9 protein-coding genes are annotated in these 14,204 nt (G+C 40.2%); 6 read left to right on the top strand and 3 right to left on the bottom strand.

Annotation, left to right across the window (positions count from 1 at the left end; all coding sequences use genetic code 11):
• Window positions 1-8: 8 nt before the first annotated feature.
• From JEP71_RS05080 to ppdD, 3 genes are all read right to left on the bottom strand, one after another.
• Window positions 9-1,208: a type II secretion system F family protein gene (locus JEP71_RS05080; RefSeq protein WP_198625853.1), complete on the bottom strand. Its 1,200-nt coding sequence runs from the start codon at window positions 1,206-1,208 to the stop codon at window positions 9-11.
• Complete coding sequence (locus tag JEP71_RS05075; protein WP_198620819.1) at window positions 1,205-2,305, bottom strand: ATPase, T2SS/T4P/T4SS family; 1,101 nt, start codon at window positions 2,303-2,305, stop codon at window positions 1,205-1,207. Before JEP71_RS05075 ends, JEP71_RS05080 begins: the two co-directional genes overlap by 4 nt.
• A gap of 100 nt (window positions 2,306-2,405) precedes the next feature.
• Window positions 2,406-2,849 (bottom strand): prepilin peptidase-dependent pilin, encoded by a 444-nt coding sequence (ppdD, locus tag JEP71_RS05070; protein WP_198620818.1) that lies wholly within the window; start codon window positions 2,847-2,849, stop codon window positions 2,406-2,408.
• A 211-nt stretch (window positions 2,850-3,060) separates the two neighbouring features.
• On the opposite strand from ppdD, the gene ampD reads away from it, so the two are divergent.
• The 6 genes from ampD (at window position 3,061) to acnB (ending at window position 14,127) form a co-directional block, all read left to right on the top strand.
• A complete protein-coding gene (ampD, locus tag JEP71_RS05065; protein ID WP_198620817.1) occupies window positions 3,061-3,603 on the top strand; it encodes a 1,6-anhydro-N-acetylmuramyl-L-alanine amidase AmpD in 543 nt (180 codons plus the stop codon).
• 325 nt (window positions 3,604-3,928) lie between these two features.
• The gene (gene pdhR, locus JEP71_RS05060; protein ID WP_198625852.1) at window positions 3,929-4,699 is read left to right on the top strand and encodes a pyruvate dehydrogenase complex transcriptional repressor PdhR; all 771 of its coding nucleotides are present in this window, start codon (window positions 3,929-3,931) and stop codon (window positions 4,697-4,699) included.
• Between the two features lie 163 nt (window positions 4,700-4,862).
• Window positions 4,863-7,529 carry a pyruvate dehydrogenase (acetyl-transferring), homodimeric type gene (gene aceE, locus JEP71_RS05055; RefSeq protein ID WP_109371108.1) on the top strand — a complete coding sequence of 889 codons (2,667 nt, stop codon included), beginning with the start codon at window positions 4,863-4,865 and terminating at the stop codon, window positions 7,527-7,529.
• 12 nt (window positions 7,530-7,541) lie between these two features.
• Complete coding sequence (gene aceF / locus JEP71_RS05050) at window positions 7,542-9,413, top strand: pyruvate dehydrogenase complex dihydrolipoyllysine-residue acetyltransferase (protein WP_198620816.1); 1,872 nt, start codon at window positions 7,542-7,544, stop codon at window positions 9,411-9,413.
• Between the two features lie 200 nt (window positions 9,414-9,613).
• Entirely contained in the window at window positions 9,614-11,041 is a 1,428-nt protein-coding gene (gene lpdA, locus JEP71_RS05045; protein ID WP_075670832.1) for a dihydrolipoyl dehydrogenase, read from the top strand.
• A gap of 488 nt (window positions 11,042-11,529) precedes the next feature.
• A complete protein-coding gene (gene acnB, locus JEP71_RS05040) occupies window positions 11,530-14,127 on the top strand; it encodes a bifunctional aconitate hydratase 2/2-methylisocitrate dehydratase (protein ID WP_198625851.1) in 2,598 nt (865 codons plus the stop codon).
• Window positions 14,128-14,204: the final 77 nt, after the last annotated feature.

Genomic DNA, 14,204 nt, shown 5'->3' with positions numbered 1-14,204 from the left:
CTTGTGATTCACTGTATAGTATCACCTAACTGTAATATAGGAAGATACATAGCAATGATTAATGTGCCAATAATCAATGCAATGACCGTCATCAGCATTGGTTCTAACCAAGCACTAATTGTCTTTAATTGCTCATCGAGTTGATGATAAAACCAATCACTCAATTGCTGGCAAAAATAGAGTAACTGCCCTGAGCTTTCTGCACAAATAATAAACTGATAACAAATAGGTGTAAAAAGAGGCTCATTCTTCATAAATAAGCTCAACGATTTACCTTGCATAATGTGATCACTCATTTGAGAAAGGATTCGCTTATAAATAGGGTGTGTAAGTTGTTCTGTTCCTATTTTTAAGCTTTGTAATAAAGGTAATCCTGCTTGTTGTGTAATACTGATTATCTGAAAAATAAGATGTTGCTGCTGATATTTTAAAAGTTTACCTAAATAGGGAAGATGAAGAAAGAGAGCTTGTTCAGCAAAATAAAAGGGTGATAAAGAGTAACGAATCAAACGATAAATAAATATTAACCCGATAAAGATAAACACTATCATGCAGATATAATCAGTAAGCCATTGTGAAAAATCAATAAGGGCGAGTGTTAAAAGAGGAAGTTCTGTATTAAAAGCGCTGTATAAAGATTGATATTCAGGTAAAACATAGAGCAACATAATACTGGTAATAAAAACTAATACAGTCAGTAAAAAAATAGGATATTTAAAAGCTTTTTTGATTCTTTTTACAATCTCTCGGTGTTTTTTTAACTGTATTATTTGCAGAGTAATCACTTCATCTAACTTCCCACTTTCTTCACCAATAAAAACAAAACGACTTAGTGAGGTTGGAAAATAAAGTGGATAGCGATTTAATTGTTTAGAAAGTGAGCCTCCTTGCATTAAGTTAAAAATAATATCTTCTAATACACATTGCCAATGTGAGTAACGACATTCATTTTTTAATAGTGTTAATGCAGGAAGAAGTGCTAAACCAGAACGAAGTAATAAAGCTAATTGTTCGAATAATTGAATTCGATATTGTTTATCAGCATCTTGAAATAAAACGATTTTATATAAACGGATTTTTATGGGAACTTTTTGTTGTTGAGTTAAGTTAATAAATGCTTCATTATTAGAGGAGGCAAGTATTTTTCCAGTGCACCATTCTCCTTGATAATTTAATGCATCATAGCGATAAATTAGCTGTAATCTCATTCAATATCTCCTAGCGTTTGATAAACCTCCTCAAGTGTTGTTATGCCTTGTTTAATTAATGAAAAACCTGAATAGAGTAGATGATAAAGGGATGAGTGTGTTTGTTTTGATGGTTCAAAGCATTCATAGATAGCCGTTCTTCCGCTATAGCCTGAACAGCATTGCTGGCAACCAACAGCTTGCCAATTTGGTAATTCGACCTCTTCTTTATTTATACTAATATGCTGTTTATTGGATAAGCATATTTTACAGTGAGGGCACAAACAACGAACTAATCGTTGTGAAATAATTAAACTAACACAGGAATGAATAAGATCTTTTTCAATCCCTAAGTTATATAGACGCATTAATGTGGATGAAGCCGAATTAGTATGTAAGGTTGATAATACAAGGTGCCCTGTTTGCGCTGATTTTATTGCCATTTCAGCAGTCGATTGGTCACGTATCTCACCTACCATTATAATGTCAGGATCTTGGCGTAGTAATGCTCGTAATATTGTCGTAAATGAGATCCCTGATTTTTCAGAAATTTGAATTTGATTAATACCTTTTAGAGGTAATTCAATCGGATCTTCAACACTATTTATATTTAGGTTCTCTTTATTTAAATAGTGTAAACAACTATACAAAGTGAGTGTTTTCCCGCTTCCCGTTGGCCCTGTGACTAAAATCATTCCTTGCGGTAAATTTAAATATTTCTTTAATAGCGTTAAATGCGAGGGTTGAAAACCTAGATGATTTAATTCTGGTTGTTGTAAATTATTTATAAGTCGTAAAACAACTTTTTCACCATACAGCGTGGGGAGTGTCGCTATTCGTATTGAATAGTTTTTTTCATTATAAGACCAACTAAATTGCCCATCTTGAGGTAACCGCTTTTCTGCAATATTTAAGTTAGCAAGTACCTTTAATCGAGTGACTATTCCTTCAGAGAATTCATCTGGAGGAGATGATAATAGATATAAGTGATTATCTATTCTGGCTCGAATTCTTACACTGGTTTGTTGAGGCTCTATATGTAAATCAGAGACGCGTTTTAAAATACTTTCACGTAATAGATGTTCAATAAATTCTGTTGCAGAGTGTGTGATATCCATTCTTCACCTCTTTATACTTTTTGATTTATCTGTGTTGTCTTCAATGTTTAATGTGCGTAATAGGAACACTCAATATGAGTGCTCCTTTATATCTAAAGCACTAATATGATTTTAAAATCTCACTACACTGTTTTTGCAACGTAAGATTTGCTGTTGAACATTGTGTTTTCCATATCGGAAGAAGATCGTTAATTCCTTTCTCTGGCGACATTGTGATCGTCAGACCATCAAGCTGTGATTTTCCGATTGCACTAATCACACCGTTTAACACATTAATATCGGACAAATATCGACTACGGAATTGTTGCGGTATAAAGGTTGAATCAGAATTACAGTGTTGAGGCTCGTTTTCATAGCGACATAATTCTATTGCAGAACGATAGGGAGACAGTGTTTGCAATACATCGGTTAATGCGGCTTTTTGGATATAACCTTGATAAGCCGGAATAGCAACAGAGCTTAAAATCGAGATGATAGCAATTACAATCATAAGCTCCATAAGGGTAAAACCATTTTCATTAGAGTGATAATTAAGTACATTCATCTAGCGTCCTCCTTGAGTAATAGACACTAGAAGTATGAAAAAAAAGGACTTTATTGGCGAATAGATAAAATAAAGTTTGAGTAAAATATCGAAAAGAAAAAGGAGATATACATATTTAGCCTTTATTATTGAGGGAAAGTTCGCATTTATTGATGAGTATGCGTTAATAACATTATTGATAATGGCTAAAACAAAATAAAAGAGGGTTGATGTGGAAATTAAACAAGGTTGGCTAATCGATGCTAGACAAGTTCCTTCACCTAATCATGATAAGAGACCCGAAGGTGAGCAGCCTTCTTTATTAATTGTTCATAATATCAGTTTGCCTCCTGGCCAATTTGGTGGACCTTATATTGACCAGCTTTTCACCAATACATTATCAGAGCAAGACCATCCTTTTTTTAGTGAGATTGTTAGCTTAAGAGTATCGGCTCATTGCCTTATTCGTCGTGATGGAGAAATTGTGCAATATGTGCCTTTTACTGAGAGAGCGTGGCATGCTGGTGTTTCTTTATATAAAGGCAGAGAAAAATGTAATGATTTCTCTATTGGTATTGAGCTTGAAGGTACTGATGAATGCGATTTTACCCAGCAGCAATATCAACAATTAGTGAAGATAACTCAATCGCTTATTGCTCTTTATCCTGCTATTGAAGAAAACATTACTGGGCATAGTGATGTTGCACCAAATAGAAAAACTGATCCAGGACCTCACTTTGATTGGGCTTATTACCGCAGTTTGTTAACAAAATAACCACCTAAATCGAATTTAAAATTATAAATTATGAATTTAAATTCAAAATAATATTGCTGTCACGCTTCAGTTTGATTGTTTATGTGTTTAAAAAACGTTAAAAAATTTATTTTTAGCGTTTCTGTGTAATGCGATCTAGTTATCAATTTTGATGAATTTTTAAAATAATTTGTTAAAATTTGCAGGTTTTTATGATTTCGCTCAACAACTGTATGGACAGTTAGTGAATACTTTGTTACTTTATTATCCGTTATATTAAATTGGTATTACCAATTGACAACTCAATCACTAAGGTAATAGTTATCCAATAATGGCTTCCAGCAATATGGCTTATACAAAAATCCGCCAACCTAAGCTTTCTGATGTTATTGAGCAACAGCTTGAACATCTGATTTTAGAAGGTACTCTGCGTCCGGGAGAGAAACTCTTACCTGAGCGTGAACTGGCAAAACAATTTGATGTATCTCGGCCTTCATTGCGTGAAGCAATCCAAAAGTTAGAAGCTAAAGGGTTTTTACTCCGTCGCCAAGGCGGTGGTACTTTTGTTCAGCATAATCTCTGGCAAAGTTTTAGTGATCCTTTAGCTCAACTGCTTAGCGGGCATCCCGAATCTCAATTTGATCTTTTAGAAACTCGTCATGCACTTGAAGGTATTGCTGCATATTACGCTGCATTACGTGGTACTGATGAAGATCTTGAACGTATCAAAGCTAGCCATGATTGCATTTTGAAAGCCCATGAAGAGGGTGATTTAATCGCTGAGTCTGAAGCTGTATTGCAATATCAATTAATTGTCACGGAAGCTGCTCATAATGTCGTTTTATTGCATCTATTACGATGCATGGTGCCAATGCTTGAGCAAAATATCCGCCAGAATTTTGAGTTTCTTTACACTCGTAAAGAGATGTTAACAGCAGTAAGTGAGCATCGTAGTCAGATTTATCAGGCTATTATTAATAGAGAGTCAGAAGCTGCGCGTGAAGCATCACATCGCCATTTAGCCTTTATTGAAGATGTTTTGTTGGATATGAGTCGTGAACATACTCGCCGTGAGCGCTCTTTGCGCCGGCTACAACAACATCCGGATTTATTTTAGTAGCACAGATCCTGACCGCTGAGTCTGTACTATCTATCGCCCTGTGATTTTCAGGGGAAGCGGTAATAACAGCAGGGCCTATCTTCCCGTCATATCAGATGGGTAGAACGGGAAGATAGGCTCCCATAACCATTAAAAACAGATAACAGATAAGGAATACACCATGTCAGATATGCTGAAAAATGACGTGGATCCGATCGAAACTCGCGACTGGTTACAAGCGATCGACTCGGTCATCCGTGAAGAAGGTGTTGAACGTGCACAGTTCCTGATTGATCAGGTATTAAAACAAGCCCGTAATGGTGGTCTTAATATCGCTTTAGGCGGTTCTGTACACAGTGATTATATCAATACCATTCCTGCTGAAGATGAACCCGCTTACCCTGGCAATCTGGAATTAGAGCGTCGTATTCGTTCTGCTATTCGCTGGAACGCAGTAATGATGGTTCTGCGTGCATCCAAAAAAGATTTGGAACTCGGCGGACACATGGCGTCATTCCAATCTTCTGCAACTTTATATGAAGTGTGCTTTAACCATTTCTTCCGTGCGCAAAATGAAACTGATGGCGGCGACTTGGTTTATTTCCAAGGTCATATCTCCCCAGGTATCTATGCACGTGCATTCTTAGAAGGTCGTTTAACAGAAGATCAATTAAACAACTTCCGTCAAGAAATTGGTGGTAAAGGTTTATCTTCTTATCCGCACCCTAAATTAATGCCTGAATTCTGGCAGTTCCCAACAGTTTCTATGGGTCTGGGACCACTATCTGCAATTTATCAGGCTAAGTTCCTGAAATATTTAAATCATCGTGGCTTGAAGAACACCACTGCACAAACTGTGTATGCGTTCTTAGGTGATGGTGAAATGGACGAACCAGAATCTAAAGGTGCTATCACTATCGCTGTTCGCGAAAAATTAGATAACCTGTGCTTCGTTGTTAACTGTAACTTACAGCGCCTTGATGGCCCAGTGACAGGTAACGGTAAAATTGTTAACGAACTAGAAGGTATCTTCGCAGGTGCTGGCTGGAACGTTATCAAAGTGATGTGGGGCGACCGTTGGGACGAACTGCTGCGTAAAGACACTTCTGGTAAACTCGTTCAATTAATGAATGAAACACTGGATGGTGACTACCAAACGTTTAAATCTCGTGACGGTGCTTACGTTCGTGAACACTTCTTCAATCGCTACCCAGAAACTGCTGCATTAGTTAAAGACATGACTGATGATGAGATTTGGGCATTAAACCGCGGTGGTCACGATCCGAAGAAAGTCTTTGCTGCATTCCAAAAAGCAAAAGAGACTCAAGGTAAACCAACTGTTATTTTAGCTCAAACCATCAAAGGTTATGGTATGGGTGAAACGGCAGAAGGTAAAAACATCGCTCACCAAGTTAAGAAAATGAACATGGATGGCGTTCATCATTTCCGTGATCGTTTCAATATTCCTGTTGCTGATGAGCAAATCAAAGACCTGCCTTATATTACTTTTGACAAAGAGTCAGAAGAGTACAAATACCTGCACGCACGTCGTCAGGATTTAGGCGGTTACTTACCAGCTCGTCGTCCACGTTTTGAAGAAAAACTGGATATCCCAACACTGGAAGATTTCAGCCAATTACTGGAAGAACAATCTAAAGAGATTTCAACAACTATCGCATTCGTTCGTGCTCTGAACGTGATGTTGAAAAACAAATCTATCAAAGATCGTTTAGTTCCAATTATTGCTGACGAAGCACGTACTTTCGGTATGGAAGGTCTGTTCCGTCAAATCGGTATTTATAGCCCGAATGGCCAACAATATACGCCTCAAGACCGTGAGCAAGTTGCTTACTATAAAGAAGACGTTAAAGGTCAGATTCTGCAAGAAGGTATCAATGAACTGGGTGCTGGCGCATCTTGGTTAGCGGCTGCAACATCTTACAGCACTAACAATCTGCCAATGATCCCATTCTATATCTACTACTCAATGTTTGGTTTCCAACGTATTGGCGACTTATGCTGGGCAGCAGGCGACCAACAAGCACGTGGTTTCTTAGTAGGTGGTACTTCAGGTCGTACAACACTTAACGGTGAAGGCTTACAGCACGAAGATGGTCATAGCCATATTCAATCGCTGACTATCCCTAACTGTATCTCTTATGATCCAGCATTCGCTTATGAAGTTGCTGTTATCATGCAAGACGGTTTAGAGCGTATGTATGGTGATAAACAAGAAAACGTTTATTACTACATCACTACACTGAACGAAAACTACCATATGCCAGCAATGCCAGCCGGTGTTGAAGAAGGTATCCGTAAAGGTATCTACAAACTGAAATCACACGAAGGTGCGAAAGGTAAAGTTCAGTTACTGGGTTCAGGTTCTATCCTGCGTCACGTTCGTGAAGCCGCAGAAATCCTGTCTGCTGAATACGGTATTGGTTCTGATGTTTATAGCGTAACTTCATTCACTGAATTGGCTCGTGATGGTCAAGATTGTGAACGTTGGAACATGCTGCACCCATCAGAAACACCACGCGTACCTTACATCGCTCAAATTATGAATGATGCACCAGCTGTTGCGTCTACTGACTACATGAAATTGTTTGCTGAACAAGTTCGTACTTATGTACCAGCAGATGATTACCGCGTATTAGGTACTGATGGTTTCGGTCGTTCTGATAGCCGTGAAAACCTGCGTCACCACTTTGAAGTTGATACTTCTTATGTGATTGTTGCTGCATTAGGTGAATTAGCTAAACGTGGTGAGATTGATGTGAAGGTTGTTGAAGAAGCAATCAAAAAATACAACATCAACCCTGAAAAAGTAAACCCACGTCTGGCGTAAGAGGTAAAGTGAATGTCTATTGAAATTAAAGTCCCAGATATCGGTGCTGATGAAGTTGAAGTCACCGAAGTGATGGTGAAAGTGGGTGACCGTATTGAGGAAGAACAATCCTTAATCACCGTAGAAGGCGATAAAGCGTCTATGGAAGTCCCATCACCACAAGCGGGTATTGTTAAAGAGATCAAAATTGCCGTAGGCGATAAAGTCCAAACGGGTTCTCTTATCATGATTTTTGAAGCAGAAGGTGCCGCGCAAGCAGCACCAGCTCAAGCAACTGCACCAGCACCAGCCGCAGCACCCGCAACAGCTGCGCTGAAAGAAGTTCACGTTCCAGATATCGGTGGTGACGAAGTTGAAGTCACTGAAGTGATGGTAAAAGTGGGCGATAGCGTTGCTGAAGAACAATCACTGATTACTGTTGAAGGCGACAAAGCTTCAATGGAAGTACCAGCACCATTTGCTGGCGTAGTGAAAGAAATTAAAATTGCAACAGGTGATAAAGTGAGCACAGGCTCTCTTATCATGGTATTTGAAGTTGCAGGTAGCGCACCTGTTGCTCAAGCAGCACCAGTACAAGCTCCAACGGCATCTGCACCAGCAGCATCTGCTGTGAAAGAAGTGAATGTTCCAGATATCGGCGGTGATGAAGTTGAAGTTACTGAAGTGATGGTGAAAGTAGGTGATTCCATCTCTGAAGAACAATCTCTGATCACAGTTGAAGGTGACAAAGCTTCAATGGAAGTGCCAGCACCATTTGCAGGTGTGGTTAAAGAGATCAAAATTGCAGTGGGTGACAAAGTGAAAACTGGCTCACTGATCATGACTTTCGAAGTTGCCGGTGCAGCGCCTGTCGCTCAAGCACCAGCAGCAACCGCGCCAGCGCCAGCAAGTTCTGCACCAGCAGCACCAGCTAAAGCACAAGCGACTGCGCCAGCTGCGAAAGAAGAGTTTGTTGAAAATGATGCTTATGTTCATGCAACACCAGTTATTCGTCGCTTAGCGCGCGAATTCGGTGTGAATTTAGCGAAAGTAAAAGGTACTGGTCGTAAAGGTCGTATCTTACGTGAAGACGTTCAGTCTTACGTGAAAGAATTAATTAAACGTGCTGAATCAGCGCCAGCTAATGCAGGTGGCGGATTACCTGGCATGTTACCTTGGCCGAAAGTTGACTTCAGCAAGTTTGGTGAAATTGAAGAAGTTGAATTAAGCCGTATCCAGAAGATCTCTGGTGCTAACTTAAGCCGTAACTGGGTGATGATCCCTCACGTAAATCTGTTTGATGAAGCAGATATTACTGAGGTTGAAGAATTCCGTAAGCAGCAAAATAAAGAAGCAGAGAAGAAAAAACTGGATGTTAAGATCACGCCATTAGTCTTCGTAATGAAAGCAGCAGCGAAAGCGCTGGCAGATATGCCTCGTTTTAACAGCTCTATCTCTGAAGATGGACAGAAACTGATCCTGAAAAAATACATCAATATCGGTATCGCAGTAGATACACCTAACGGTCTTGTTGTTCCTGTTTTCAAAGATGTTAACAAAAAAGGCATTATCGAACTGTCTTATGAGTTAGCTGAAGTTTCTAAGAAAGCGCGTGCAGGTAAACTGACAGCAGCAGATATGCAAGGCGGATGTTTCACTATTTCTAGCCTTGGTGGTATCGGTACTACCGGTTTTGCACCAATCGTTAACGCACCAGAAGTTGCGATTATGGGACTTTCCCGTTCTTCTATGAAACCTGTATGGAATGGTAAAGAATTCGTACCACGCTTGATTTTACCAATGTCACTATCTTTCGATCACCGTGTGATCGATGGTGCTGATGGTGCTCGATTCATCACTCTGATTAATCAGTACATGAGTGATTTACGTCGTTTGGTAATGTAATTTTAAAACCGGTGCTTAGCGCCGGTTTCTCTGATTACAGTGATGGGTTTTACAGTCATACATCTTAGGTTGTGAGATCCGTCATGTTAGAGCGCTTTTCAGTTTATTAACATTTCTGTAAACTGCATGCGGTATGTAAGTCTCGGTGTTAAATATGGATTATCGTCTGACTCGCCGGACAAATAAATAATGAGGTCACGATGAGTACTGAAATTAAAGCACAGGTAGTGGTTCTCGGTGCAGGCCCTGCGGGTTATTCCGCGGCGTTCCGTTGCGCTGACTTAGGTTTAGAAACAGTTTTAGTTGAACGTCACTCTACTTTAGGTGGTGTTTGTCTGAACGTGGGTTGTATCCCTTCTAAAGCGTTACTCCACGTTGCTAAAGTTATCGAAGAAGCGAAAGCATTGTCTGAACACGGTGTTGTATTTGACGCACCAAAAACAGATATCGACAAAATTCGCATCTGGAAAGATAAAGTTATCTCTCAGTTAACGGGTGGCTTAGCTGGCATGGCTAAAGGCCGTAAAGTTACTGTCGTTAATGGCGAAGCACGATTCACTGGTTCTCACACATTGTCTGTTGAAGGTGCTGAAGGTACAACTACCATCACTTTTGACAATGCAATCGTTGCTGCCGGCTCACGTCCAATCGAATTACCATTCATTCCACATGAAGATCCTCGTGTATGGGACTCAACAGATGCACTGCAACTGAAAACCGTACCAGAGCGTTTACTGGTTATGGGTGGTGGTATCATCGGTCTGGAAATGGGAACGGTTTATCACTCTCTGGGTTCTCAGATTGACGTAGTTGAAATGTTTGATCAGGTTATTCCTGCTGCTGATAAAGACGTGGTTAAAGTATTTACCAAACGTATCAGCAAGAAATTTAACCTGATGCTAGAAACCAAAGTAACTGCGGTTGAAGCAAAAGAAGATGGCATCTACGTAACAATGGAAGGCAAAAAAGCCCCAGCAGAACCACAACGTTACGATGCAGTATTAGTTGCTATCGGTCGTGTACCTAACGGTAAACTGTTAGACGCGGGTAAAGCAGGTATCGAAGTTGATGATCGTGGCTTTATCCATGTTGATAAACAAATGCGTACTAACGTACCTCACATCTTTGCTATCGGTGACATCGTTGGTCAACCAATGCTGGCTCACAAAGGTGTCCATGAAGGTCACGTTGCAGCAGAAGTTATCTCTGGTAAGAAACATTACTTCGATCCTAAAGTTATTCCATCAATCGCTTATACTGAACCAGAAGTTGCATGGGTTGGTATGACTGAAAAAGAAGCGAAAGAGAAAGGTGTTAGCTATGAAGTGGCTTCTTTCCCTTGGGCGGCATCAGGCCGTGCAATCGCATCAGATTGTGCTGATGGTATGACTAAACTGATTTTCGACAAAGAAACTAACCGTGTTATCGGTGGTGCAATTGTTGGTTCTAACGGTGGTGAACTGTTAGGTGAAATCGGTCTGGCAATTGAAATGGGTTGTGATGCTGAAGATATCGCATTAACTATCCATGCTCACCCAACGTTATACGAATCAATTGGTATGGCTGCGGAAGTATTTGAAGGTAGCATCACTGACCTGCCAAATCCAAAAGCGAAAAAGAAAAAATAAGCGACTCGTTTACTGAAAACAGTTTACTAAAGTTGTTTAAATGATAAGGGCTAAGTTCTTTATAGAACTTGGCTCTTTTTTTATGGTTTCTATTTAGAATATGACTGTTTTGTGAAGACTCATATCGATTATTATGTGCATTAGTCGTTTATTTAACCGTTAATTTCACTTTAGTGCTAATTTGGGTATTAAAAAAACTATAAAAAGTGTGGTTATTAACCCAAATCTTGGTTAAAAGTCTCTGTTATATATTTTGTTTAAGTGTTTTAATCTGAATAAGTGGATATTTGAATCTGATTAATGTTACTTTTATGTGAACGAATTAACATCGTGTTGAAGATTTGCTATGCTGATAGCCCTTAGCTGGGCATAATTTTACAACCTCTTATGTTTTATGCGAGCAAAAGATCCTCTGACCTGGCATCCTTCAACAGACAGGGTGCAGACAGCCGGGTTATACAAAATGACAAAGAAGCGAGGAGACAGTCGTGCTAGAAGAATACCGTAAGCACGTAGCAGAGCGTGCAGCTGAAGGTGTCGTTCCAAAACCTCTCGATGCCACACAAACAGCCGCACTTGTTGAGCTATTAAAAAATCCCCCTAAAGGTGAAGAAGAATTTCTTCTTGATTTAATTGTTAACCGCGTTCCACCCGGAGTTGATGAAGCTGCCTATGTTAAGGCGGGCTTTTTAACTGCCCTCGCGAAAGGCGAAACCACATCACCTCTTATCACACCAGAAAAAGCTGTTGAATTATTAGGCACCATGCAAGGTGGCTATAATATCCATGCATTAATTGAGTCTCTGGAAAATGATAAGTTAGCACCAATTGCAGCCAAAGCGCTTTCTCACACATTACTGATGTTTGATAACTTCTATGATGTTGAGGAAAAAGCGAAAGCAGGCAACGTTTATGCTAAGCAAATTATGCAATCTTGGGCTGATGCACAGTGGTTTACTGAGCGCCCTGCACTAGCGGAAAAAATTACTGTTACCGTATTTAAAGTCACTGGTGAAACTAATACCGATGACTTATCTCCAGCACCTGATGCTTGGTCCCGCCCTGATATCCCATTACATGCTTTAGCAATGCTGAAAAATGCGCGCGAAGGCATTGAGCCTGACCAGCCGGGTAGCGTAGGCCCAATTAAACAAATCGAAGCATTAAATAAGAAAGGCTTCCCACTGGCTTATGTTGGTGATGTTGTTGGGACTGGCTCATCACGTAAATCAGCAACTAACTCTGTACTCTGGTTTATGGGAGACGACATTCCGTTCGTTCCTAATAAACGAGGTGGTGGTGTTGTTCTTGGCGGCAAAATCGCGCCTATCTTCTTTAATACTATGGAAGATGCGGGAGCACTCCCAATCGAAGTCGATGTTTCTAAATTAAATATGGGTGATGTTATTGATATTTACCCATACAAAGGTGAAATTCGTAACCATGAAACAAATGAGTTACTGGAAACCTTTGAGCTGAAAACAGAAGTATTAATTGATGAAGTGCGTGCTGGTGGTCGTATTCCATTGATCATTGGTCGTGGATTAACGTCAAAAGCGCGTGAATCGCTAGGTTTACCGGTTAGCACATTGTTCCGTCATGCTAAACCTGTTGAAGAAAGCAACCGTGGATTCTCTTTAGCACAGAAAATGGTTGGTCGTGCTTGTGGTCGTACAGGTATTCGCCCTGGCGAATATTGCGAACCAAAAATGACCTCTGTGGGTTCACAAGATACCACAGGTCCAATGACCCGTGATGAGCTAAAAGACTTGGCGTGTCTTGGTTTCTCTGCTAATTTAGTGATGCAATCATTCTGTCATACCGCGGCCTATCCAAAACCAGTAGATGTTACAACACATCACACCTTACCTGATTTTATTATGAACCGTGGCGGAGTTTCACTGCGTCCTGGTGACGGTATTATCCACTCATGGTTAAACCGCATGTTACTGCCCGATACTGTTGGTACAGGCGGTGACTCACATACTCGTTTCCCTATTGGTATCTCATTCCCAGCAGGTTCAGGCTTAGTGGCTTTTGCTGCGGCAACAGGAGTAATGCCATTAGATATGCCAGAATCTGTTCTGGTACGTTTTAAAGGTGAAATGCAACCGGGTGTGACACTGCGTGATTTAGTTCATGCTATTCCTTATTACGCGATCCAAGACGGTTTACTGACAGTTGAGAAAAAAGGTAAGAAAAATATTTTCTCTGGTCGTATTCTTGAGATTGAAGGCTTACCAGAGCTTAAAGTAGAACAGGCATTTGAGCTTGCTGACGCATCAGCAGAGCGCTCAGCAGCAGGTTGTACGATTAAACTGGATAAAGCGCCTATCATTGAATATCTGCAATCTAATATCATCTTACTGAAATGGATGATTGCTGAAGGTTATGGCGACCGCCGTACTATCGAACGTCGTATTACATCAATGGAAAACTGGCTGAAAGATCCTCAATTACTTGAAGCTGATGCAGATGCAGAATATGCGGCTGTTATCGAAATCGATTTAAATGAGATCAAAGAGCCAATTTTATGTGCGCCGAATGATCCTGATGATGCACGTCTGCTCTCAGAAGTGGCAAACAGCAAAATTGATGAAGTGTTTATTGGTTCTTGTATGACCAATATTGGTCACTTCCGTGCTGCGGGCAAACTGCTTGATCAGCATAAAGGTCAATTACCAACACGTTTATGGGTTGCACCACCAACAAAAATGGATGCGGCACAATTAACGGAAGAAGGCTATTACAGCGTCTTTGGTAAGAGTGGTGCACGTATCGAAGTGCCGGGTTGTTCATTGTGTATGGGTAACCAAGCACGCGTTGCTGATGGTGCAACAGTGGTTTCAACATCGACACGTAACTTCCCTAATCGTTTAGGTACAGGTGCGAATGTGTATCTTGCTTCTGCGGAGCTTGCCGCAGTTGCGTCATTATTAGGTCGTTTACCTGAGCCACAAGAGTATCTGGACTTTATGAGTAAAGTGGATGAAACCGCAGAAGATACTTATCGCTATTTAAACTTTGACCAACTAGAGCAATATACAGACAAAGCAGACCAAGTTATTTTCCAAACAACGGTATAACGATTAATTTATTGCTTTAAAGTATTTTATATGAACAAACGGGAGGCAAATGCCTCCCGTTTTTTGTTATTTTTGTC

Source organism: Proteus sp. PR00224 (assembly GCF_016238105.1).
Classification (GTDB): domain Bacteria; phylum Pseudomonadota; class Gammaproteobacteria; order Enterobacterales; family Enterobacteriaceae; genus Proteus.
The sequence above is the reverse complement of the archived record's forward strand: the minus strand, read 5'-3'. Positions and strand labels throughout refer to the sequence as shown.

What these genes read in the sequence shown, in the direction of transcription:
- JEP71_RS05080 (WP_198625853.1), bottom strand. Translation starts at nt 1,208, where the DNA reads ATGAGATTACAGCTAATTTATCGCTATGATGCATTAAATTATCAAGGA.
- JEP71_RS05075 (WP_198620819.1), bottom strand. Translation starts at nt 2,305, where the DNA reads ATGGATATCACACACTCTGCAACAGAATTTATTGAACATCTATTACGT.
- ppdD (WP_198620818.1), bottom strand. Translation starts at nt 2,849, where the DNA reads ATGAATGTACTTAATTATCACTCTAATGAAAATGGTTTTACCCTTATG.
- pdhR (WP_198625852.1), top strand. Translation starts at nt 3,929, where the DNA reads ATGGCTTATACAAAAATCCGCCAACCTAAGCTTTCTGATGTTATTGAG.
- aceE (WP_109371108.1), top strand. Translation starts at nt 4,863, where the DNA reads ATGTCAGATATGCTGAAAAATGACGTGGATCCGATCGAAACTCGCGAC.
- aceF (WP_198620816.1), top strand. Translation starts at nt 7,542, where the DNA reads ATGTCTATTGAAATTAAAGTCCCAGATATCGGTGCTGATGAAGTTGAA.
- lpdA (WP_075670832.1), top strand. Translation starts at nt 9,614, where the DNA reads ATGAGTACTGAAATTAAAGCACAGGTAGTGGTTCTCGGTGCAGGCCCT.